Annotated in this window: 21 protein-coding genes; 9 read left to right on the top strand and 12 right to left on the bottom strand. The window is 57.8% G+C overall.

All coding sequences use genetic code 11. The features are described from left to right. Positions 1 to 79: 79 nt before the first annotated feature. Positions 80 to 1864 carry a GspE/PulE family protein gene (locus LC059_RS10885; protein WP_226703875.1) on the bottom strand — a complete coding sequence of 595 codons (1785 nt, stop codon included), beginning with the start codon at positions 1862 to 1864 and terminating at the stop codon, positions 80 to 82. 201 nt (positions 1865 to 2065) lie between these two features. On the opposite strand from LC059_RS10885, the gene LC059_RS10880 reads away from it, so the two are divergent. The 3 genes from LC059_RS10880 to LC059_RS10870 all read left to right on the top strand — a co-directional run bounded on the left by LC059_RS10880 (position 2066) and on the right by LC059_RS10870 (position 4968). Next, complete coding sequence (locus LC059_RS10880) at positions 2066 to 2743, top strand: TIGR00153 family protein (RefSeq protein ID WP_226703874.1); 678 nt, start codon at positions 2066 to 2068, stop codon at positions 2741 to 2743. 15 nt (positions 2744 to 2758) lie between these two features. Further along, positions 2759 to 4033, top strand: coding sequence for an inorganic phosphate transporter (locus LC059_RS10875; protein ID WP_226703873.1), 1275 nt, complete (start codon positions 2759 to 2761; stop codon positions 4031 to 4033). A 116-nt stretch (positions 4034 to 4149) separates the two neighbouring features. Further along, positions 4150 to 4968: a PhzF family phenazine biosynthesis protein gene (locus LC059_RS10870; RefSeq protein WP_226703872.1), complete on the top strand. Its 819-nt coding sequence runs from the start codon at positions 4150 to 4152 to the stop codon at positions 4966 to 4968. Positions 4969 to 5033: 65 nt separating this feature from the next. On the opposite strand, the gene LC059_RS10865 is transcribed toward LC059_RS10870, so the two are convergent. After that, a complete protein-coding gene (locus tag LC059_RS10865; protein WP_226703871.1) occupies positions 5034 to 5504 on the bottom strand; it encodes a DUF6314 family protein in 471 nt (156 codons plus the stop codon). A gap of 18 nt (positions 5505 to 5522) precedes the next feature. Between LC059_RS10865 and LC059_RS10860 the strand changes: the two genes are divergently transcribed. The 4 genes from LC059_RS10860 (at position 5523) to ilvD (ending at position 11125) form a co-directional block, all read left to right on the top strand. After that, on the top strand, positions 5523 to 6386 hold the full coding sequence (locus tag LC059_RS10860) for a carboxylate/amino acid/amine transporter (RefSeq protein ID WP_226703870.1): 864 nt from the start codon (positions 5523 to 5525) through the stop codon (positions 6384 to 6386). Positions 6387 to 6408: 22 nt separating this feature from the next. Then, positions 6409 to 7563 (top strand): acetylornithine deacetylase, encoded by a 1155-nt coding sequence (argE, locus tag LC059_RS10855; RefSeq protein WP_226703869.1) that lies wholly within the window; start codon positions 6409 to 6411, stop codon positions 7561 to 7563. Between the two features lie 239 nt (positions 7564 to 7802). After that, on the top strand, positions 7803 to 9107 hold the full coding sequence (gene argA / locus LC059_RS10850; protein WP_226703868.1) for an amino-acid N-acetyltransferase: 1305 nt from the start codon (positions 7803 to 7805) through the stop codon (positions 9105 to 9107). Positions 9108 to 9289: 182 nt separating this feature from the next. Beyond that, positions 9290 to 11125: a dihydroxy-acid dehydratase gene (gene ilvD / locus LC059_RS10845; RefSeq protein WP_226703867.1), complete on the top strand. Its 1836-nt coding sequence runs from the start codon at positions 9290 to 9292 to the stop codon at positions 11123 to 11125. 85 nt (positions 11126 to 11210) lie between these two features. Here the strand turns inward: ilvD and LC059_RS10840 are convergent, their stop codons facing one another. From LC059_RS10840 to lgt, 10 genes are all read right to left on the bottom strand, one after another. After that, positions 11211 to 11879: an energy transducer TonB gene (locus tag LC059_RS10840; protein WP_226703866.1), complete on the bottom strand. Its 669-nt coding sequence runs from the start codon at positions 11877 to 11879 to the stop codon at positions 11211 to 11213. Between the two features lie 223 nt (positions 11880 to 12102). Beyond that, positions 12103 to 13440 carry a tetratricopeptide repeat protein gene (locus LC059_RS10835; protein WP_226703865.1) on the bottom strand — a complete coding sequence of 446 codons (1338 nt, stop codon included), beginning with the start codon at positions 13438 to 13440 and terminating at the stop codon, positions 12103 to 12105. Between the two features lie 13 nt (positions 13441 to 13453). Further along, entirely contained in the window at positions 13454 to 14074 is a 621-nt protein-coding gene (locus LC059_RS10830) for an energy transducer TonB (RefSeq protein WP_226703864.1), read from the bottom strand. Between the two features lie 5 nt (positions 14075 to 14079). Further along, positions 14080 to 14481 (bottom strand): ExbD/TolR family protein, encoded by a 402-nt coding sequence (locus tag LC059_RS10825; RefSeq protein ID WP_226703863.1) that lies wholly within the window; start codon positions 14479 to 14481, stop codon positions 14080 to 14082. 155 nt (positions 14482 to 14636) lie between these two features. Further along, positions 14637 to 15164 carry a MotA/TolQ/ExbB proton channel family protein gene (locus tag LC059_RS10820; protein ID WP_226703862.1) on the bottom strand — a complete coding sequence of 176 codons (528 nt, stop codon included), beginning with the start codon at positions 15162 to 15164 and terminating at the stop codon, positions 14637 to 14639. Positions 15165 to 15178: 14 nt separating this feature from the next. After that, complete coding sequence (locus tag LC059_RS10815) at positions 15179 to 16549, bottom strand: MotA/TolQ/ExbB proton channel family protein (RefSeq protein ID WP_226703861.1); 1371 nt, start codon at positions 16547 to 16549, stop codon at positions 15179 to 15181. Then, positions 16546 to 17328: a DUF3450 domain-containing protein gene (locus LC059_RS10810; protein WP_226703860.1), complete on the bottom strand. Its 783-nt coding sequence runs from the start codon at positions 17326 to 17328 to the stop codon at positions 16546 to 16548. Before LC059_RS10810 ends, LC059_RS10815 begins: the two co-directional genes overlap by 4 nt. A gap of 273 nt (positions 17329 to 17601) precedes the next feature. Continuing rightward, positions 17602 to 18120 (bottom strand): dihydrofolate reductase, encoded by a 519-nt coding sequence (locus tag LC059_RS10805; RefSeq protein WP_226703859.1) that lies wholly within the window; start codon positions 18118 to 18120, stop codon positions 17602 to 17604. Next, positions 18120 to 18953 carry a thymidylate synthase gene (locus LC059_RS10800; protein ID WP_226703858.1) on the bottom strand — a complete coding sequence of 278 codons (834 nt, stop codon included), beginning with the start codon at positions 18951 to 18953 and terminating at the stop codon, positions 18120 to 18122. The genes LC059_RS10805 and LC059_RS10800 overlap by 1 nt, the downstream gene beginning before the upstream one ends. Positions 18954 to 18991: 38 nt before the next feature. Beyond that, positions 18992 to 19879: a prolipoprotein diacylglyceryl transferase gene (gene lgt / locus LC059_RS10795; protein WP_226703857.1), complete on the bottom strand. Its 888-nt coding sequence runs from the start codon at positions 19877 to 19879 to the stop codon at positions 18992 to 18994. Between the two features lie 56 nt (positions 19880 to 19935). Between lgt and LC059_RS10790 the strand changes: the two genes are divergently transcribed. Together LC059_RS10790 and LC059_RS10785 are read left to right on the top strand one after the other, a co-directional pair. Next, a complete protein-coding gene (locus LC059_RS10790; RefSeq protein WP_226703856.1) occupies positions 19936 to 20778 on the top strand; it encodes an NRDE family protein in 843 nt (280 codons plus the stop codon). Between the two features lie 416 nt (positions 20779 to 21194). Beyond that, a complete protein-coding gene (locus tag LC059_RS10785; RefSeq protein ID WP_226703855.1) occupies positions 21195 to 23138 on the top strand; it encodes a L,D-transpeptidase family protein in 1944 nt (647 codons plus the stop codon). Positions 23139 to 23356: the final 218 nt, after the last annotated feature.

The raw sequence follows: 23356 nt of genomic DNA, 5'->3' as shown, positions 1-23356 counted from the left end.
TCCTTTTGCGTGAGTTAACGTAAGTCCAAGTATAAAAGTGCGTAGCCGGGTCAATCACCTCGGTACCAATCGCATTCTTCTAGAATGCGATATCCGGCGGTGGCGCGACGCGCAATACTTCTTGTACGGTGGTAATGCCAGCCGCCACTTTTCTCGCGCCAGATAAACGCAGGCTGTTCATGCCTTCGCGCATCCCCTGGCGCCGCACCTGTTGCAGGTCGCAGTCGTGGGTCACCAACGCCTGGATACCCTCGCTAAACGGCAGAATCTCATAAATACCCTGGCGACCACGGTAGCCGGTATTGCGGCAGTCGAGACAGCCTTCCGGCTCGTACACCACTTCCGGTTTGGGCGCCTTCCAGGGTTTCACCAATGCCTGCCAGTCCTCGTCACTCACCTCCGCCTTGCGTTTGCAGCTCGGGCAGAGCGTGCGCACCAGCCGCTGGGCCATTACCCCAAGCACGGTGGATTTCAACAGATAGTGTGGCAGGCCAAGGTCCAGCAGACGGGTGACTGCGGTGGGCGCATCGTTGGTGTGCAGGGTGGAGATCACCAGGTGGCCGGTGAGCGCCGCCTGTACTGCCATCTGTGCGGTTTCCAGATCGCGGATCTCCCCCACCATGATGATATCCGGGTCCTGACGCATCAGGGTGCGGATACCGGCGGCGAAATCCAGGCCGATACTGTGGTGTACCTGCGTCTGGTTGAAGCTGTCTTCCACCATTTCGATGGGGTCTTCAATAGTAGAGACATTAACCTCGGTGGAGGCCAGCTGCTTGAGCGCTGTGTACAGGGTGGTGGTTTTACCGGAACCCGTGGGGCCAGTCACCAACACAATACCGTTGGGACGGGATAACATCGTCTGCCAGCGGGCCAGGTCGTCACCGGCGAGACCCAGATCGTTGTAGGAGCGCGCCAGCACTTCGGGATCGAAGATCCGCATCACCAGCTTCTCACCGAAAGCCGTGGGCAGAGTGGAGAGGCGCAATTCCACCTCGCTGCCGTCCGGGCGCTTGGTCTTGATGCGGCCGTCCTGGGGCTTGCGCTTCTCCGCCACGTTCATGCGCCCGAGGATTTTCAGGCGGCTGGTAACGGCGGAGTTGACCTGGTCTGGCAGCTCGTGGATCGGGTGCAGCACCCCGTCGATCCGAAAACGTATGCGGCCGATGTCTCTCCTTGGCTCGATATGGATATCACTGGCGCGCTGGTCGAAGGCGTGCTGTAGCAACCAGTCAACAATATTGACGATGTGTTGGTCGTTGGCTTCCGGATCCTTCAGATTGCCCAGTTCCAGCAGTTGCTCGAAATTGCCGGCACCGGAGCTGCCCTTAAGGCCGCTGGCACCGGATATGGAATTGGCCAGGGAGTAAAACTCGGTACCGTAGCGCTTGATATCGGCGGGGTCGGCCACCACGCGTTGCACGGTACGGCCGCTGGTGTGCTCCAACTGCTCCTCCCAGCCCGAGGTATAGGGCTGGGCGGTGGCCACCAGCAGCATTTCTTTGGAAGCCTCCACACACAGAATCTGGTGACGTTTGGCAAACTGGAAGCTCATCACCTCGGTAACTTCCGCTACATTCACCTTGAGCGGGTCGATATGGTAGAGGCCGTGAGAAGAGGTATCTGCCAACCACTGGGTCAACGTCGCCGCATCCAGTAGCTTGCCGGGCTTTTTCTGATTGGGCAGCTCGCAATTGGCGATATAGGTGAGCGGGTGCATTTGTGCCTGCTCGGCGGTGCGTGGAGTGCCGATCAGACGATTAGCGTCCAGTCGGGCCACATAGCCCTGGCCCACCAGGTCTTCCAGCAACCCTGGCAGGTCGAGAATCCGGTCCGCGCCTCTCACCCCTGTGCTTACAGCCATACCCTGTCACCCGTCTACGCTTTATTGTGAAGGCGCATTGTAGCTCTTATGACGAGCCACAACAGTGCACCGGTTAGCTCAGATGTTAGCGAAACCATCACGTCACTGTGACCTGCGCACATGTTGGGGTACCATGCCGCCCAAATCGGCCACCCCGGTGGCTTTTCATCCAACTGTCAGGACCGGAAAAAGGAACAGACCATGCCCCTCTCCAATATCGCCAACCTGTTCGGCCGCTCGCCGATCAAGCCGATCAAGGAGCACATGGCGACTGCCCACGAGGCGTCAGCGGATCTGGTGCCCTTCTTTGAAGCTCTCATGAAGAGCGACTACAGCACTGCCACCAAGGTCCAGCAACGAATCTCCGCCAGTGAGAACCGTGCTGACGACATCAAGAAAGACCTGCGCCTGCACCTGCCGGACAGCCTGTTTATGCCAGTCTCCCGCACCGACCTGCTGGAACTGCTGCACGTACAGGACAAGGTGGCCAACACTGCCCAGGATATCGCCGGCCTTGCCATCGGCCGCCAGATGCAGATCCCGGAGTCAATGCACGCCATGATGGCCACCTTTGTGGAGAGCGCGGTTGCTGCCTCTGCCCAGGCGCTGAAAGCCATCAACGAGCTGGACGAGCTGCTGGAATCCGGCTTCGCCGGGCGCGAAGTGGATATTACCCGCCGCATGACCGAAGAACTTGACGATCTTGAGCGCAAGTCCGACAAGCTGGAAGTGCAAGTGCGCGCCGCACTGTTCAAATTAGAAAAAGACCTGCCACCGGTAGACGTGATTTTCCTGTACCGCGTCATCGAGTGGGTGGGCGACCTGGCGGATGAGGCCCACGGCGTGGGCAACCGATTGCAGCTGTTGCTAGCGCGATAAACGGGGAGAGAAAACGTGGAAATCATTGCTCAGTACGGCCATATCTTTCTGATTCTGGCCTGCGTATTTGGATTCTTTATGGCCTGGGGTGTGGGCGCCAACGACGTGGCCAATGCCATGGGCACGTCCGTTGGCTCCCGCGCGCTGACTATCAAACAGGCGATTATTATCGCCATGATCTTCGAGTTCGCCGGCGCCTACCTCGCCGGTGGCGAAGTGACCTCCACGATCCGCAAGGGCATCATTGCCCCGGATCTGTTCAACGATGCACCCGAACTGCTGGTATACGGCATGCTGTCGGCCCTGCTGGCGGCAGGTACCTGGCTGCTGATCGCGAGTATCCTGGGCTGGCCGGTCTCGACCACCCACTCCATTGTCGGCGCCATCGTCGGTTTCTCGGCGGTGGGTATTTCCGTGGATGCCGTGGCCTGGGGCAAGGTAGCCAGCATCGTCGCCAGTTGGGTGGTGTCGCCGGTGCTCGCCGGAACCATTTCCTTCCTGCTGTTCCGAAGCGTGCAACGACTGATCCTCAACACCGAAGATCCATTTACCAACGCCAAACGCTACATCCCCTTCTATATGTTTGCCGTGGGCTGGATGATTTCCATGGTGACCCTTACCAAGGGCCTCAAGCACGTATTCAAAGACGCCGGCATCTCCCTGTCTTTCTGGCAGGACGCGCTGATTGCTGGCGCAATGGGCCTGGTCGTGATGGGACTCGGTATCGTTCTGCTGAAGCGCATCAAGCGTGACCCGGCCATGGAGAAGGACAACCGCTTCGCTAACGTGGAGCGCGTGTTCGCCATCCTGATGATATTCACCGCCTGTGCCATGGCCTTCGCCCACGGCTCCAATGATGTGGCCAACGCGGTCGGCCCGCTGGCTGCGGTCGTGAATACCGTGCAACAGGGCGCGGTAACCGCCAAGGCTGTGATGCCGTCGTGGATCCTGCTGCTGGGTGGTGCTGGTATCGTTGTGGGCCTCGCCACATACGGCTTCAAGGTAATGGCCACCATCGGCCGCAAAATTACCGAGCTGACCCCGAGCCGCGGCTTCGCCGCCGAGCTGGGCGCCGCCGCTACCGTGGTACTTGCCTCCGGCACCGGTCTGCCAATCTCCACCACCCACACCCTGGTGGGTGCGGTGCTCGGGGTTGGCCTGGCCCGCGGTATCGGCGCACTCAACCTGCGCATGATCACCACCATCGCCGCGTCCTGGATTGTCACCCTGCCTGCAGGCGCCGGCCTGGCAATCCTGTTTTTCTTCTTCTTCAAGGGCATGTTCGGCTGATAACCACTCGTGGTTAAAAGCCGGCGGGTAATAGAATTTACCCGCCGCACTTGATAAAAAGGGAGAGCCATTTGGCTCTCCCTTTTTTTGTGCTGGCAATGTAAGAAGGCCCCTCCATGCAACGATCTATGCAACTGCCCATCTACCAGGCCGACGCCTTCACCTCAGAACTCTTCAAAGGCAACCCAGCCGCCTATGTACCACTGACCCGCTGGCTCGACGACCGCCTGATGCAACAGATCGCCGCCGAGAACAACCTCGCCGAAACCGCCTTCACCGTGCCCTCCGGCAACGGTTTCGAGCTGCGCTGGTTCACCCCCGGCGAAGAAGTGCCCCTTTGCGGCCACGCCACCCTCGTCACCGCCCACCTACTATGGACCGAGCTGGGCTTTACCGACGACGAAATACACTTCTTCACCCGCAGTGGTGAGCTGATCGTGCGCCGTAAGGGCGAGCTGCTGGCCCTCGACTTTCCGGCCCAGGTCAACCAGCCTGTCGGGCTGGGCCAGGAATACACCGATGCCCTCGGCGCCGCACCGCTGTCGGCCATGGAAGTTGCCGGTTCCGATGACCAGCTGCTGGTGGAATTAGCATCCGCGGAAGCGGTTGCCAGTTTAGACCCCGATATGCGAGCCGTGGCCAACCTCCCGTACAAGGGGGTTATCTGTACAGCACCGGGCGAGGGCTTCGACTGTGACTTCGTCAGCCGTTTCTTCGCTCCAGCCATTGGCATCGATGAAGATCCGGTGACCGGTTCTGCGCACACGCGCCTGGTACCCTTTTGGGCGGATCGACTGGACAAAACTGCGCTCAGAGCGAAACAGATTTCACCGCGCGGTGGTGAGCTGGATTGCGAGTTACGCGGGAAGCGGGTGATTATGCGGGGGAAAGCCGTAACTTATCTCCGTGGGCAGATCAGCCTGAAGGAAAAATAGAAATCAAAAGTCGCCGCGAAGTTGCCGGTACCGCCACTCAACCCACAATGAAGTTCCTGTAATTCCTACCAATAATGGTAATGCAGCCTCTCATCCTTCCGCGGGCCGTGAATCTGCCAGATCAATTCAATCTCGTCCGGGTGCAGAATAAGATCCGCGGTGTAGGTATCCTCGCCACACAAATGCGGAGACTGGTGGCGGAAGCCTTGGTTGGTTATGGGGACCAGGTTGAACAGCAGCACCGGCTCCTCCCGGCGCAAATGTTCCAGGCGCACAAAGTCGACACAGCGGGTCCAGCGGTAGGTGTTTTGCAAAGCGATCTTGTGGCCATCCCCGTCGGTAAACTGCGCCTGCTCTGCAAACAGAATATGCGCACCATAGCTCGTAACCTCCACGTCACCGCGCCCATGCCCACGCCAGTTGGTTTTTGAACCGGGGCCATTGCTGGCGTTGAAACTGAATGCCCGCACCTTCTTTAGCCGCTCACACAGTTGCGCTAATGCCGCGAGGGATTTGTAATCAGCATTTACCGTCACGAATAAAATACCCAACCCATGTTTTTATTGATCCTCGTTACCCTGCTGTGGGCCTTTTCTTTCAGTCTGATCGGCGTCTATCTCGCCGGGCAGGTAGACAGTTATTTCTCTGTCCTCACCCGGGTAGTGCTCGCCACCGGTGTGTTCCTGCCCTTCCTGAACTGGCGCACCCCGCCGCGTACTGCTGCAACACTCATGGCCATTGGCGCCGTGCAGCTGGGCCTGATGTACCTGTTCTATTACCAGTCCTTTCTGCTGCTCAGCGTGCCCGAGGTATTACTGTTTACCATCTTCACTCCGGTCTATATCGCTCTGATCTACGACCTTCTGGCGCGCAGTTTTTCGCCATGGAACCTGCTGATTGCCGCGATAGCGGTACTGGGCGCCGCCATCATCCGCTGGGACAATCTCAGCGGCAGCTACTGGACAGGGTTTCTCGTGGTACAAGGTGCCAACCTGTGCTTCGCTACCGGGCAGGTCGCCTACAAGCAGTTTATGCAATCTGAAACAAAGCGCGGGACAAGGCTGCCGCCCCGCCAAACCTTTGGCTGGTTTTTTATCGGCGCCAGTATCGTGGCCACCATGGCCTGGCTCATACTAGGCAATCCTCAGTACCCCAGTAGCAACCTCCAATGGGGTATATTGCTGTGGCTGGGGGCGGTTGCATCCGGGCTGGGCTATTTTCTGTGGAACAAAGGCGCCACGCAGGTTTCTCCCGGCACCCTGGCAGCCATGAACAACGCTTTGATTCCCGCCGGGCTGCTGGTAAACCTGTTACTCTGGAATCGCGATGCCGATCTGGTAAGGCTCACCGTTGGTGGCATTGTAATCGTCGCCGCGGTGCTACTCAGTGAGTGGCACAACAAACACAGACGGAATTGACCCTGTCGAAAGGAAAACAGAAATGAGCATCCGCGCGCTGCCCGACCTGCAGAGCCAACTGCAACAACTGGTGGCCAGCCCAAGTGTCAGCGCCACCAACCCCAAACTGGATATGGGCAATCGCGGTGTGATTGACCTGCTCGCCGCGTGGCTGGAAACCCTAGGTTTCAACATCCAGATCATGCCCATCGAGGGCCACCCCAATAAAGCCAACCTGATCGCCACTCTGGGCCAGGGCGACGGCGGACTGGTGTTGGCCGGACATACCGACACCGTGCCCTATGACGACGACCGCTGGAAATCGGACCCGTTCAAGCTCAGTGAACGCGACAACCGTTTCTATGGTCTTGGCAGTACTGACATGAAGGGCTTTTTCCCGCTGGCCATCGAGGCCGCCAAGGCCTTTGCCGGCAAGCCCTTGCAGCAACCGCTGATCATCCTCGCCACCGCCGATGAGGAAACCTCCATGTCTGGCGCCCGCGCGCTGGTCAAGGCCGGCCTGCCCAAAGCACGCTACGCAATCATCGGCGAGCCCACCGGACTCAAGCCAATTCGTATGCACAAGGGCATGATGATGGAGCGCTTGCGCATCACCGGCCAGGCCGGACACTCCTCGAACCCGGCCTACGGTGCCAGCGCTCTGGAAGCGATGCACACGGCGATGTCAGAAATTCTGAAGCTGCGCACTGAATGGCAAGAGCGCTACAAAAACCCGGGATTCGCTGTTGAGGTCCCCACCCTGAACCTCGGCTGCATCCATGGCGGGGACAACCCCAACCGCATTTGCGGACACACAGAACTTCAATTTGATCTGCGACCGTTACCCGGTATGCCAATGGACGCGCTGCGCGGCGAGCTGCACCAGAGGCTGAAAAATGTGGTCAGCGGCGAGAAGATTCAGCTGGAAATGGATTCCCTGATTGGCGGTGTCGAAGCGTTCGAAGAGCCGGCACAATCGGATCTGGTGCAGGCGGCGGAAAAACTTACCGGGCACAGCGCCGAGAGCGTCGCTTTCGCCACTGAGGCACCCTTTCTGCAAAAGCTTGGGATGCAGACCATCGTGCTTGGACCCGGGGATATCGATCAGGCGCACCAGCCGGATGAATATCTCGGACTGGAACGGATTGATCCGATGGTAGAGATACTGAAAGGAATGATTGGGAGGTTTTGCCTTTAACAAGGCACTGCTGGTCGAGAGAAGGTGGCGATACCGGGTGCGCTTTTGCGAGACCGTCTGCGGCCAAGACGGCCGCAGCCGAGCCCCCATGGATGGGTTCACGGCGTGTCTCGCAAAAGCGCACCCGGTAGCGGCACCGCCACCAAGCTGGCCAAGGCTAAGTTAAAGTCGGCCATTTAATCCGCAGAAAATACGGTATATTGTGCCAACTTCCGATTCATCTTTTGAATGCTAAAACCGTGAATACAGAAACCGCCACCCTTAACTGGTTCCGAAACGCCGCGCCCTACATCAATGATCTGCGTGGGCGAACGCTGGTGGTTGCGATTCCCGGGGAAGGTTTTGAGCATGAAAACTTTCGCAACCTGGTCCACGACCTGGCACTGCTGATCAGCCTCGGGGTCAAACTGGTGCTGGTGCACGGGGCGCGCGCGCAGGTAAATCGCGCTCTTCTGAATGCAGGTATTGAAAGCCACTTTCATGGCAATACCCGTGTTACCGACCGTGAAACCCTGGAAGTGATCAAGGCCGCGACGGGCAAGCTAAGGTTTGAAATTGAGGCCGCCTTCTCCCAGGGGCTGCCAGATTCGCCGATGGCGCGCTCCGCTTTAAAAGTGGTTTCCGGCAACTTTGTTACCGCGCGCCCGGTAGGCATTATTGACGGCACCGATATGCGCTGGACCGGACAGGTGCGGCGGATGGAAGTACAGGCTATTAGCCGTGCACTGGAAGAGAACTCACTGGTGCTGCTGTCCCCCTTCGGCACGTCGCTAACCGGCGAGCTGTTCAATCTGAATTACCTCGATCTCGCCGCGGAAGCGGCCAAGGCACTAAAGGCAGAAAAGCTGATTCTGTTTCGCGATCTTCCACAGCTCGAAGTAAAAGGCCAGCCGGTTTACGACCTGAGCATTCATCAGGCCGAAGACATCGCCGATACTGTGGACAGTGAAACACTCGCTTGCGCCATCAACGCGTGTAGCGCTGGCACCCAGCGCGTTCACTTGCTCAGCTACGCCGACAACGGCGCATTGCTGCAGGAGCTGCTGAGCCGTGAAGGTGTCGGCACCATGATCTACCGGGATAGTTACGAGGTCATTCGGCGGGCGCGCATCACCGATGTGGGCGGGATTCTCGGACTTATCCGGCCATTGGAAAAACAGGGCATCCTGGTGCGCCGCTCGCGGGAAAAACTGGAGTCGGAAATCGATCATTTCACGCTGGTGGAGGTGGACGGGACGCCGGTGGCCTGTGCTGCGCTCTACCCGATTCTCGACGATCAGGGCGATACGATCGCCGCGGAAGTTGCCTGTGTCGCGATACATCCGGAGTTTCGCGGCGGCGGCCGCGGGGCCAAGCTGCTACAGCACCTGGAGCGGCAGGCAAGGGCGCTGGATCTATCCGAAATTTACGTACTCACTACCCAGACCGAGCACTGGTTTATCGAGCGAGGCTTTACTCAAGTGGATGTTTCTTCGCTACCTACCAGCCGCAAGTCGCTGTACAACATTCAGCGCAATTCCCGCGTTTTACGCAAACCACTTTAAGCGCAATGGCCTTGCGATAAATCTGTCGCATGACGGATAGGTCTTGCGGCAAATCCAGCTATTCCAGCCAGCCGCGCAATAGTGTTTCCATTTTGCTAACCTGTTGCGCTCCCGGGCATGTCTCTGCCCCGCCCCAACCTCGGGCACACCACCATTTTCTGAATCACGTTTTAAGAACCGCTATGCCTCAGTATCGCTCTCGCACTTCCACCGCTGGCCGCAATATGGCCGGCGCCCGCGCCCTGTGGCGCGCCACTGGCATGAAGGATGAAGATTTCCACAAGCCGATTATCGCCGTGGCCAACTCCTTTACTCAGTTCGTGCCCGGGCACGTGCACCTGAAGGATATGGGTCAGCTGGTCGCACGGGAGATCGAGAAGGCCGGCGGCGTGGCCAAGGAGTTCAACACCATCGCCGTGGATGACGGCATCGCCATGGGCCACGACGGCATGCTCTACAGCCTGCCCAGCCGCGAGATCATTGCTGACTCTGTGGAGTACATGGTGAACGCCCACTGCGCCGATGCGCTGGTGTGTATTTCCAACTGCGACAAGATCACTCCCGGAATGCTAATGGCGGCACTGCGCCTCAACATCCCGGTGATCTTTGTTTCCGGCGGCCCCATGGAGGCCGGCAAGACCAAGCTCGCGGACCACAAGCTGGACCTGGTGGATGCCATGGTCATTGCTGCCACCGATGACGCCAGCGACGAGCAGGTGGCCGAATACGAGCGTTCCGCGTGCCCTACCTGCGGCTCCTGCTCGGGAATGTTTACCGCCAACTCCATGAATTGCCTGACCGAGGCCCTGGGCCTGTCCCTGCCCGGCAACGGGACCATGCTCGCCACCCACGCGGACCGCGAACAATTATTTTTGCGGGCCGGTCGCGAGATCGTGGCGCTGGCCAAACGGTACTACGAGGAAGACGACGAATCCGCACTGCCGCGAAACATTGCCAACCGCGCCGCCTTCAGTAATGCCATGGCACTGGATATCGCCATGGGCGGTTCCACCAACACCATCCTGCACCTGCTTGCTGCAGCCCAGGAAGGCGAAGTGGACTTCACCCTCGCGGATATCGACCGGCTTTCGCGCAAGATTCCGCAGCTGTGTAAAGTGGCGCCGAATACACAGAAGTACCATATCGAAGATGTGCACCGCGCCGGTGGTGTAATGTCGATTCTCGGCGAGCTGGAAGCCGGTGGCTTGCTGGATGCCAGCCTGCCGACGGTACACAGTAGCTCCTTCAGGGAAGCACTGGAGCAGTGGGATATCCGCCGCACCGACGATCCAGATGTACACAAGTTCTTCCGTGCGGGTCCCGCCGGTATCCCTACCCAGCAGGCGTTTAGCCAGGAATGCCGCTGGAACAACCTGGACGGTGATCGCGAGCAGGGCTGTATCCGCTCGGTAGAACACGCCTATTCCGCCGAGGGCGGCCTCGCAGTGCTGTTTGGCAACCTTGCGCCCAACGGCTGCGTGGTAAAGACCTCTGGGGTGGAAGAGGAGCTGTGGCATTTTGAAGGACCGGCACACATCGTCGAAAGTCAGGAAGACGCGGTCGCCCACATTCTGGAAGGCAAGGTGAAAGAAGGCGAGGCGGTGATCGTGCGCTACGAGGGCCCCAAAGGTGGCCCGGGTATGCAGGAGATGCTTTATCCGACCAGCTACCTGAAATCAAAGGGCCTGGGTAAATCCTGCGCCCTGATTACCGATGGCCGCTTCTCTGGCGGGACCTCGGGCCTGTCCATCGGACATGTATCACCAGAAGCGGCAGGGGGTGGCAATATCGCGCTGGTACAGGATGGCGATCTGGTGCGCATCGATATTCCGAAGCGCCTGATCGAGATCGATGTTCCAGAGGCCGAGCTGCAGCGCCGCCGTGAAGCGATGGATGCAAAAGGTGTGACCAGCTGGAAGCCGATCAAACAGCGTCCGCGCAAAGTGAGCCGGGCCCTGAAGGCATACGCCTTGCTCGCCACCAGCGCAGACAGGGGCGCAGTGCGAGAAATCGACTGAAAATATCGACTGAAAAGAACCTCGGCCTTATAAAAATTGGGCCGCGAGCACTGCGACAGCTCGCGGCCCAACCATCACTTCCCCTTTAGTCCGCCAGTCGGAACGTAATCCGATTTCTTACCCCGTGACGTTCCACCGGTTGCCCCTCCGATAGCGGAGGTCGGTATTTGAATCGTTCGACCGCACTTAAAGCGGCCCGATCAAAAATATCGGTGGCCACCCCAGAACGATCATAACCGCCGACGATACTCGGATTCTTCACACTTCCATTGGTAGTGATTGTGAACTCCACCACTACGTAGCCTTCGATCCCTCGGGCTATGGCGCGGCGCGGGTAGCGCGGCGCTGGCTTGTAAATCGGTAAGGGATCAGAGGTAATCATGAGCGGATCAATTTTCTCCTTGCCCACTATCGGTGAACCAAAGGTAATCGGTACTTGTGCCGGATCGACCCTACTCTCAACCGGCACCGGTTTTACCAATGGTGGTACCTCCTGCGGCTTCTTGATCGGTTCTGTCTTATTAACCGTCGGTGTCATATCCGGCATATGGATAGCAGCGACTTTTGGAGGGAGCTCTTCCGGTGGTGCGCGGTAATCTGTAGCGATTAACTGACTCATAGCCAGCAATAGCAACCCGGTAACTGCCAGAGCATATACCCCGTTACGCAGCATCTCCGTCGACCTAGCGGATAACGAAACTTCGAGATTGGGAAACTGAGAAATGGCGTTGGGCAAGTGATTAGCCTGTTCCATAAACACCTCTCCTTGTTATTTTCAGGTGTTGATTGATCGTGCCGCCTGGAGAACTCCGGCGGGACGTTGGAAAAAGCTGATCAGCTACTTTAACTATCTAGTTGATTCTGACGAAATTGCAAATAATTCCCATTAACCGATCACTATTGCGCCAACTTGCCAGATTTAGAACAAAAAAAAGCCGCACAGTGTGCGGCTTTTCGGTGCGGTAGAAGCACTCGGCTTACATAGCCAGCTGCTTCTCGCGCTCCTGCTCTGCTTTTACGAAAGAAATCCACTGTTTGGCAAACTTTTCAGAGCGCTTGTCATCCAGGGCCTTTTCGAAGTATTTCAGAGAGGCGTCGTACTTTTTCAGGTTGGCGTTGGCCATGCCCAGCACGATGTACAGCTGATCCGGGCGCTTGATATCGCCTTTCTTCAGTGCCTTCGCACCCATATCAACGGCTTTCTCATTCTTGTCCAGATCCAGGTAGATACCTGCCAGACGGGAATAGAGGTCGCCCTTGTCGGACATGCTAGCAGCCGCTTCCAGCTCGGGAATAGACTTCTGCAGTTCCTGAGCCATCTGGTAGGCCTGAGCCAGGGTTTCCAGATTTTTTGAAGTACGCTTGATTTTCTTTTCGTCGATGCCTTTGTCGATGACTTTGGCACCCTTGTACGGCATTTCAGCACCCATAAAGAGATAAGCCATGTTCAACAGCTCTTTCTCTTTTTCCAGGGCACCTGCAACGTAAGCGGCTTCCATCATGTGAAGCATATCGTCTTCACGCTTCAGCTCACCGTACATACCTGCCAACTGCTTGTAGTACTCACCTTTCGGGTAGTGCTTCACCAGCTTCTCGAGCACCTTGGCTACGTTTTTGTAGTCATTCTGCTCATAGTAGAAGTAGCGCTGCAGCTGGAACCAGTTTTCCTTCGGCGTTTTGCCTTCCTGCTCGTACATGGAAATGGCTTTGCTGATGTCCGCCATAGCGGCCTTCGCATTACCCACCTGGTGGTAGGCCTGCGCACGCAGGGCGTAGGAATCCGCAGTAACGTTGTCCGCCACCTTGAACCACTGGTTCAGGTAGTTCAGTGCCTGCTTGTAGTCTTCCTGTACGAAGTACAGCTGAGCCACAGTCAACAGAGTGCCCACTTCCAGTGCTAGCGGCAGGTTGCTTTCGCCCTGCTGCAGTACTTTTTTGTAGTAGGTAATCGCTTGCGGATACCGCTCCATGCTGTAGTAAACAAAACCGTAGAAGTAGTACATCTGGGCGGTTTCATAACCGTTGTACTTGTCCTTCCCGGCTTCCATTTCCTTCAACGCGGCCAGTGCCGCCGGCCAGTTCTGGGCATCGGCAGCTTCCTGCACTTTACCCAGTTTCTTGAACACGTTTTCACGCATCGCCGGTACTTTACGAGTCTTCTGCTCACTCTGGGCTTCCGCCTGAGCAAAGGAGGCAGACACGCCAACGGCTTCCAGTACGGTAACGCTCACTGCTGGTGCGAGTACCAGGGGCAGCGCTACGGACGTGCGCAGGACGAATCTGGACAGGCCTTTCGTCACGGTCGTCATATTCATATGCGTCCCCTATTTATTGCGCCATGTTGAAGCTGATCTTGGTTTTTACACCAGGCACTTCAATCGGCTCACCATCAACAACCCGCGGCTTGTACTTGTACTTCAGCGCAGACTTCACCGCAGCGCGGTTGAAGATTGTGGTCGGGTTGCCATCTTTAGTGAAGGCCTCCACCACACGCGGATCACGTACAGAACCGTTTTTGGTCACCGTATATTCCACAACTACCCAGCCTTCGATACCACGCTGCAGTGCGCGGCGCGGATACTGAGGCTGAACCTTAACGATCGGCAGGTAGTCACCTTCGGAGGCAAAGCCGCCGATGCCACCTACCTTCACTGCAGCGCTTGCCGCGGGGGCAGACATGTTTAGAGCATTGTCTACATCCGGCTGGTCAAACTCCGGCTCCGGCATATCGGGTGGCGGCTGCTCGGGCTCGTCGGGCTTATCCGGTTTGCTGGTATCGTATTTGGTTTCGATCTTCGTCTCCGGCATCACGACGTCGGCCACTTTGATCTGCTCCTCTTCATCAGGAGCTTTCATGTTGGCTTCAATCAGCTGATGCATGGTGAAGATCAGGGCAAAAGTCGTGGCTACCGCCAACGCACCCGCCCCTAATAGTCTTACCGGGTTCATAGCTGTTAACTCTTCTCTGTAGCGACCGACACTTTCTCGATTCCGATCTTCCTGGCCGCATCCGCGATCAGGGCAACCTTCTCGATACTCGCCTTTTTATCGGGCTGAATTACCAACCACCCTTTCGGGTTTTCCGCGTAGAGACGCTCCAGGGTGTTTTTCACCAGGCGGTCATCTACCTTTTCTTTGGCAATCCAGATTTCGTTGTTGTCGTTAATCGCTACCAGAATAGAGGCGGCTTTGAGATCAGCGGTAGTCGCTTCCGGCTTCACAACATCGACACCCGGCTCCTTGATAAAGGTCGCGGTGACGATGAAGAAGATCAGCATGATGAACACCACGTCCAGCATGGGCGTAAGGTCAATCGCTTGCCCTTCTTCTTCCGCCGTAGTCTTTTTTCTGCTCATTGCAACTCTCTCTAGCAAAATGCTAATAGCGAGATTTGGCCCTGTGGAACTCCCACTTCAAGCGAGTTGATAGTGGAAGTTCCGCGAATTGGCTAAACCTTCTCAGCTTCCGGCCGCCCCGAAAGGGACTTGCCGGTCGCGTCAATGTGGTGCCGTCAGTGATCCATCGTCAGATGGTCTTCCAGCAGCTGAGTTTCACGCTCTGCGGTACGGGTAATGTAAGTGTTAGCAAACACCCCAGACAGTGCGGTCACCATGCCCGCCATTGTCGGGATGGTAGCCATGGATACACCGCTGGCCATTTGCTTCGCATCACCACCGCCGGTAATCGCGAGAACTTCGAACACGTTGATCATGCCCCAGACGGTACCCAGCAGGCCGAACAACGGCGCGAGGGCGACACAGGTCTGGATCATGTCCATGTTGCTCTGAATTTTCTCGGATACCCGGGAAACCAGTGCGTAGCGGATCTGGTGAGCACCCCAGGATTTGCGCTCGGGGCGCGCTTCCCAGGTGTCCACAGCGCCCTGAACATCACGCTTCAGGGAGCTCTTGAAGTAGAAGAACCGCTCGAAAATCAGCGTCCACATGAAGAAGGTCAGGCCGGCGATCAGGAGTAGTACTGGCCCGCCCGACGCCATAAAGGCGTTGACGGCGGCCCATGCGTCATTTAATGCGTGCATGTTGCCGCCTCCTCTTATTTACGCTCAGCGTTTTCTGCAACGATACCGGCACTCTGCTCGTCCAGGATGTGCAGGATGCGCTTGGCGCGGCCGTTCACGATGGTGTGCAGCAGCACGGTCGGGATAGCCACACACAGACCCAGAACGGTAGTTACCAGAGCAGAGGAAATACCGCCAGCCATTGCTTTAGGATCGCCTGCGCCGAAGATGGTGATCGCCTGGAAGGTGATGATCATACCGGTAACAGTACCCAGCAGACCCAGCAGCGGGGCTACCATGGCGATGATCTTCAGCAGGTTCAGACCGGATTCGATGGCCGGACGCTCTTTCAGCACCGCTTCTTCCATCTTCAGTTCCAGGGTCTCGCCGTCTACACCTTTGTTCTCTTCCGCTACGGACAGAACACGACCCAGCGGGTTGTTGGTGTTCGGAGTAGAGGAGCGCAGCTGGGAGTTCACTTTCGCGTTCACACCAGACAGCACGATCAGACGCCAGATGGCCAGCAGTACCGCAACCACACCAACACCAGTGATGATGTAGCCTACGATGCCACCCTGATGCCAGCGCTCAACGAGGCTCGGGCTCGCGATCATCGCTTTCAGGTAGGAGCCGCCGGTAGGACCAGTGGGGTCAATACCGAAAGCAGTGAAGCCGCTGGTCGCTGCCTGCAGGTCAGCCGCCATGCTCAGGTACTTGCCGTCGGGCTGACGGATCAGCTCAGCCATTTTCTGGCTGTCGTTCATTTCCAGGTACTTGCCGTCGGAAACCAGGTTGAAGTTACCAACACGGACAACTTCCTGCTGCGCCTGTTCGCCGTCGGGCAGGATCACGGTGCCGTTAAACTTAACAATCTTGCCGGATTCCACGGTTTCACGCTGCAGTTCGTACCACAGACGCTCGATTTCCTGAATGGTCGGCAGCTTGGTCGCGGAGTTCATTTTTTCGATCAGCTGATCGAGGAACTCAGCACGGCCCGGGTACTGGGCAGATACCAGAGAGGTCTGCATGTTGGCACGCAGGTCGCCGGCAGTAGAGGTCAGGTGACCAAACAGTTCTTTCAGAGAGCCGAGGCGCTCGTCCAGCTGCTGACGTTTCTGCTGAACCAGCAGTTCCTGTTCTTCGTACTTCTTCTCCAGCGCCGCGGAGCGGGCTTCTTCAGAGGTACGGGTGTTTTCAGCCTGGCTCAGCAGGGAGGCCTGGTTAGCCTTCTGACGACGGAAGTCTGCTTCGCGCTTTTTGTGCTCGGCAGATTCAGCGATTTTGGAGCTCTGAACCATCTTCAGCAGCTGGTCCAGGGAAGATGCTTTGTCCTGGGCTACAGCGGAAACACTGATCAGGCCAGCGGCAGCAACCGCTAGGACGCGTTTGGCGATAGAGGTTTTCATTGCGCAGCCTCCGGAGCCGGAATCGGCATAGTCATGATGTCGGTAGTAGCCTGTTTCTTGGCGATTTTCAGACCCTGCATGATGGCGCGGCGGTACTCGCCAGCGTCAACTTCAACCCAGGCTTTCTGCTCTTTGTCATAGGCCAGGGAGATTTTGGAGTCAGTGGTCTGAGCTACCAGGGCGATACGACCGATCTGCAGTACGTTTACTTCGCGATCCTGACCGTTCACGTTCAGGGTGTCGCCGTAGCTGTCGATCTTGCGCGCGTATTCAGCTTCGAAGTTGTACAGTTCCAGCACCTGACGGAATTTCTCCGCTACAGTGATATCGGAACGGTCCATATTGTTCTTAACACCTTCGAGGTTGGACTTACGCTCAGCCAGCTTGAAGGGGGCGTCCAGTTCGATGAACTGCTCCAGACCGTCCAGCATACGCAGGATCAGCGGCTGGATCTGACGCTCGATAACGGTTACCTGATCGATGGACTCGTCGAGATCCTTGATCACGGACAGCTGGTTAGCCAGCTGCTTTTCGAGCTGACGGTTGTACACGCGCAGACCGTCGATCTCTTTGTTCACAACCTTGAACTGCTGCAGCAGGTCAGAGGTTTCCTGAGCGATCTTGTCGATGCGCTTTTGAGATGCAGTGGCAGCAGCAGTTTTCTGCTCGCCGACCTTAAGGACAGTGTTGATAGTGTCCGCAGTGGCTACGCTACCGTACAGTGCGCCGGCAGACAGCGCAGTGGTCAGCGCCACAGCCATGAATCGCTTGGTTTTCATTAGACCCCCCAGTGGGTTCAATATTTCACAACATGGTCGCGATGGATTAGCTGCCACAACGCGGTGTTTTTTGGTTTGAAGACAGCTAAGAGCCGCACATTGTAAACAGCCGATTTGATTATTCAAATGCGGATTGATTGCACCGCCCCAGCTGTGTAGCTGGGTAACACCAAGGTAACACCCTCGGGTTCCATGCACACATTTGCGGCGGCCTACTTTGTGCAACATTTGACCAAAACTACCCGAATGAGCACTTTGTAGTCAAACTGTATTTTATTTAAACCTGTCGTACTGAACTAAGCAGTAGTTGTACTGGTCCTTCTCTGAAGCCGGGTAACAATCCCGACCGACTTCCCGCCAGGCGTCGCCCAGCTCTGGGAAAAAAGCATCCCCTTTGACTTCAGCATCCACTTCGGTCACGTACAGGCGCTCCGCCAGCGGCAAAGCCTGACGGTATATCTCCGCCCCCCCAATCACCATGATCTCCTTGGCGCCGTCCTGTCCGGCCGCAAGGGCGGCAGCCTCCAGGGCCGACTCCAGCGAGGAAACCCGCAAGACACCCTCGGCGTGCCACTCTGGATTACGGGTGATCACGATGTTCTGTCGCCCCGGCAGGGGACGACCGATAGACTCATAGGTCTTTCGCCCCATCACCACTGGTTTGCCGAGGGTAGTGCGCTTGAAGAACTGCAGGTCCCCGGAAATTCGCCATGGCAGGGTGTTTTCCACACCGATGGCGCGATTGCGCGCCATCGCGACGATCATCGCCAGTGTCGGCGAGGTCGCAGCCATTAGACCGCCACCGGTGCCGGAATGTGCGGGTGAGCCTCGTAACCTTTCAGTTCGAAGTCTTCAAACTGAAACTCAAACAGATCTTTGACATCGGGGTTGAGCACCATCTGCGGCAGCGGCAGGGGCTCCCGGGAGAGCTGCTCCTCCACTTGCTCCATATGATTAGAGTAAAGGTGGGCATCGCCAAAGGTATGTACAAAATCACCGGGCTCCAGGCCACATACCTGCGCCAGCATCAGGGTCAGCAGGCTGTAGGAGGCGATATTGAACGGCACACCGAGGAATATATCCGCACTGCGCTGGTACAGCTGGCAGCTGAGCTTGCCGTCTGCCACGTAAAACTGGAAAAGTGCGTGGCACGGCGCCAGGGCCATTTTGCCGGCTCGGGCGTTTTCGCTCGGGGAGACACCTTCATCGGGAAGGTCTGACGGGTTCCAGGCACTGACGATCAGGCGACGGGAGTCCGGCCGGGTCTTGAGCTGCTGAACCAGTTCGCTGATCTGGTCAATATGGCGACCGTCGGCGGTCGGCCAGGAGCGCCACTGGTACCCGTACACAGGCCCCAGGTCACCCTCTTCGGTGGCCCACTCGTCCCAGATACGGACGCCGTTTTCTTTCAGGTAGGCAATGTTGGTATCGCCTTTCAGGAACCACAGCAGCTCGTGAATGATGGAGCGCAGGTGACACTTTTTGGTGGTGATCAGCGGGAAGCCCTGCGCCAGGTCAAAGCGCATCTGGTAGCCGAACACGCTGCGGGTGCCGGTACCGGTGCGGTCGCCCTTTTCCGTGCCGTTGTCGCGCACATGACGCATCAGGTCCAGGTATTCTTTCATTTATATAACTGCTAGATAAATTGCGAACTATTGAATCATTACTTGGCGCCGCTCTTGGCGGCATTCTTGGTGGCACTCTTGGCGGCACCGGAACTGCCGCGGGCAGCCCCCTGCTTTTCTTGTTTCTGGCCACGCCCCTCCGGCACAGGCTGGGTGCGATAGCTCCATACCATCAGAATGATACCGGCAGCGATCATCGGCAGGCACAACAACTGGCCGCGGGTCATCCAGCCAAACATCACCTCGATCCCCACGTCCGGCTGGCGCACGAATTCCACCAGGAATCGGAAGATGCCATATAAAAGTATGAACAGACCACCCACCGCCAGTCGCGGACGCGGCTTGCTCGAGTAAATCCACAACACCACAAACAGCACCAAACCCTCAAGGAAAGCCTGGTACAGCTGGGATGGGTGGCGTACCAGCAACTCCGGGTCTCTTGGGAATACCATGCCCCAGGGACCATCGGTCTCGCGTCCCCACAGCTCCTGGCCGATAAAGTTGCCGATACGGCCGAGCCCAAGACCGATGGGAACCAGCGGCGCGACAAAATCAATCAGGGTGGGAAAGGTCGTGCCGATCTTGCGGGCGTAAATAGTGGCCGCGAGCATGACACCAATTAGACCACCGTGGAAGCTCATCCCCCCTTCCCAGACCTTGAACAGGCTCAAGGGGTGCGCAACAAGCTCGCTGAAGTTGTAAAAGAACATGTAACCCACACGGCCGCCGATCACCACGCCAATGGCACAGAACAGGATCAGGTCTTCCACTTCGGACTTGATAACCGGTGACCACGGTTTCTGGGCCCGGCGCATCGCCAACCACCAGGCGGCGGCAAAGCCGGCCAGGTACATCAGGCCATACCAGTGGATCTTGAGGGGCCCGATGGCCACCGCAACAGGATCAATTTCGGGGTAAGTCAGCATGCTCGAACCGCGGTAATTTGGAAGAGGGCGTTATTATGGCATTTACGAATTAAGAAATGCGAGACACCGTCGCTATGTGCCTGCTACTGATAGCTTACCAACAGCACCCCCGGTATCCGCTGATCCTGCTGGCTAACCGGGATGAGTTTTACCGCCGCCCAACCGCACCCGCAGCCCCCTGGGGAGACGGAGTAGTCACCGCCGGCCGCGACCTGGAGGCCGGAGGTACATGGCTCGGCGTCACCCCCGGGGGGCGAGTAGCGGCAGTGACCAATATCAGGGAGCCGGGCACGCCGGAGCCTCCCGGGGTTCTGTCCCGCGGGGAGATTCCGGTCAGTTTTCTCCGCGGCGGCCAGACGCCAGAGCGCTTTTCCTCAGCAATAAACGGAACGCGGTATCGGGGATTCAACGCCCTGCTGTTTGATCTCCGGGCAAAAGAACCCCTGGTGTGTGCGGGTAATCGCCACGCACCTTTTGCCATGACTCCTGGCGTGCACGGGATCTCCAATGGTGCCCCCGATGCGCCCTGGCCCAAGGTCCGAAACGGCAGCCGCTGCCTCGCCCACCTGGTGGGCGCCCTCCCCGACCGCCTGGACACGGAAAACTTCGTCACACCGGCATTGGCATTGCTCGCCGATGACACCCGCGCGCCGGAACCACAGCTCCCCGATACCGGTGTGGGCACAGCCATGGAATCGGCCCTTTCATCGATCTTCGTGCACATCCAAGACGGAGAACTCGGCGACACCAGCTTGAGCGGAGGCTACGGAACCCGCGCAAGCACACTGGTCGCAGTAAACACAGATGGCGGCATCCAGCTGTGGGAACAGACTTATACGGATGGAAGGGTCACAGGTGAACCACGCCACTTTGAGTATCGCGATTGTGGCGTCGACTGAGCAACCACCATTGCAGCTGCACGATATCAGGCCAATTAACTTCCGCGATCGCGGACTAAGTGTCATTTTGACGTCGAAGTCCCGGCCAATTGCGCCAGATCACTCATTTTTCGCACCAGTCTTTACAGGCATCGGCCGTCTCCTAAAGTGAAATGAAGCCCGCGCCAAGCAAATTTCGCATTTGTTGCCATACTTAATTTCACAGGCAGGCGGATGTTGAGAAACGCGCAAAGTGCTCTCGATATCCGTCTCTATAAAAGGAAGGTCGCGCGGGATGCTCGACTAAGGTGCGCCGTTGACGGCCTAGTGTCGTCAATCAATTCAGGAAAGGTGCGCCGAAGGTTGGGAAGGTATGAACGATCGGGCACCCGGCTTCCGCACTGTAAACCGGCGCCCTGCAGTATCGCTGAGGTACCATGTCATATTTCATTCCAGAGCGTCGCAAACGCAAGTCGCCGCTGCCGTTGATCTTTCTCGGCAGCTTGTGTGTGTTTGCCCTCTACTACGCTTTCACTGCCAATCAGAAAACGGTCCCGGTGCTGCCGGAGAATGCCGTGCGCCCGCATCTGGTGAACTGGCTGGAGGACAATCCCGACGCCTGGCCCGCCCAGGACCCTATTTTCAACCCGGTGGCGGTGCGCCGCATCTACCGCCGCACCGACTACCGGCTGCTGTGGTTCGACAACTACAGCCTGAGTGATACTGCCAACGACCTGCTGAAGCAGCTCACCGCTTCCAGCTCCGGCAACCCCAGCAGCATGGTGGATTATCGCTATCACCTGGGCTACTTCGATCGCACCCTGCGCGACACGCCGCAGCGGCTGCAGATGGCGGCCGTGCTCGATGTGCTGCTGACCGATGCCTTTATTTCCTATGCCCAGGATACCCAGCTGGACAAGCTCAACCCCAGTGCGCCGAAGCACCAGCCGCGCCTGCGCCGCAAGGACATGACCCCGGTCAACCTGACCGACGGCGGTTTTATGATGGCGAGCGCCCGCGCTGACAGTGAAACCCCGACGCTGTTTGCCGCCAATGACAATGGCCGCCAGTATTTCCGTGGCTACAACCGCAGCAGCCAGAGCGTGGACCGCTCGCGCTACTACACCCAGCGCTCATCGCAGGGGCAGACGTACAGCAACGGCTCCCGCTATGGCACCAGCCATTCCGCGCGTTACTCCACCCGCAGCTACCCGCAGACCTATCCTCGGGTGATGCCACGCTTCCGCAGTCTGCAGGATGAAGGTTCCGGTCTGGCACCGCGCCACGGCGAGGGCCTGCTGATTGAGGAAAACACCCCCTTCGGCAGCGATGCCCAGGCCCTGCGCGAAGAGCTGGCCCGCTACCGCAATATGGCTGCCTCCGGACGCTGGCGCCCCCTGCCCGCCGGTCCGGCGATGACCATTGGCGCCAAGCACAACAACGTAATCCACCTGCGCAACATGCTCGCGGTGTACGGGGATTACTACGGCTACGGCGACATGAACAGTAAGAAGTTTGACCAGAGCCTGCATCAGGCAGTGGTACGCTTCCAGATCCGCCACGGGCTGAAACCCGATGGTATCGTGGGCAAGCAGACCCGGGAGCGCCTGAACATATCCCCAACCGCGCGCGCACATATCATCGAGGCCAATATCCGTCGCCGGGAAAAGCTGCCCGCCAATCTGGGAGAGCGCTTTATCCAGGTCAACGTTCCCGGTTACACCCTTAACTATGTCGAGCGCGATCGCATCAAGCTGTCGATGAACGTTGTGGTCGGCAAGAAAATCCACCAGACCCCGGAGATCAATACCCGCGTCGCGCGCGTGGTGTTCAACCCCACTTGGACGGTGCCGCGCAGCATTCTGGTGAAAGAAATTCTGCCGAAAGCCCGCGCCAACCCCCACGGCATGGAAAACATGGGATACCGGGTAGTCAATGGCAGCGGTGAATACCTGCCCCTGACCTCACAGAACCTCGGGCGCGCTGCCGCCGGTGGCTTCCTGATGCGCCAGAAAGGTGGCGAGCAGAATATCCTCGGCCGGATCAAGTTCGAGATCCCCAACTCCGACGACATTTACCTGCACGACACCCGCGCCAAGAGCCTGTTCGGCCTCACCGATCGCGACTACAGCCACGGCTGTGTGCGACTGGCCAAGCCACGCCAGCTGGCGGAGATACTGCTGCGAGACGAACCCGGTGACTGGAGCCGCTATCGTATTGAACAGCTGACCACCGGCGACGAGACCACCGAAGTCCGTATGAGCCAGAACGTGAAGGTCTATCTCACCTACTGGACCGCCTGGGTTGATGGCCAGGGTCGCATGCACTTCCGGCCGGATATCTACGGAAAAGATGGCCTTGCGGTTAACCAGTTCCAGTAACAAACACGTGATATTGCTCGTATAAACGCACTTCTCTCACTGCCCACTGAACTACCGGGTGGAGGATCCACCCGGTAGTTATTCCGAATCCACTGCAAAGCCTCCATCCGAATACCCCAATCGTATTTGGCGCCAATCCGGTCACAAGTTACCAATTAGAAACACAGGGTTCGCCCGTACATTCCCGGGCTCAATCCATGTTTTTACGGCCATACGGC

Source organism: Microbulbifer elongatus (genome assembly GCF_020524885.1).
GTDB lineage: Bacteria > Pseudomonadota > Gammaproteobacteria > Pseudomonadales > Cellvibrionaceae > Microbulbifer > Microbulbifer elongatus_A.
The sequence above is the reverse complement of the archived record's forward strand: the minus strand, read 5'-3'. Positions and strand labels throughout refer to the sequence as shown.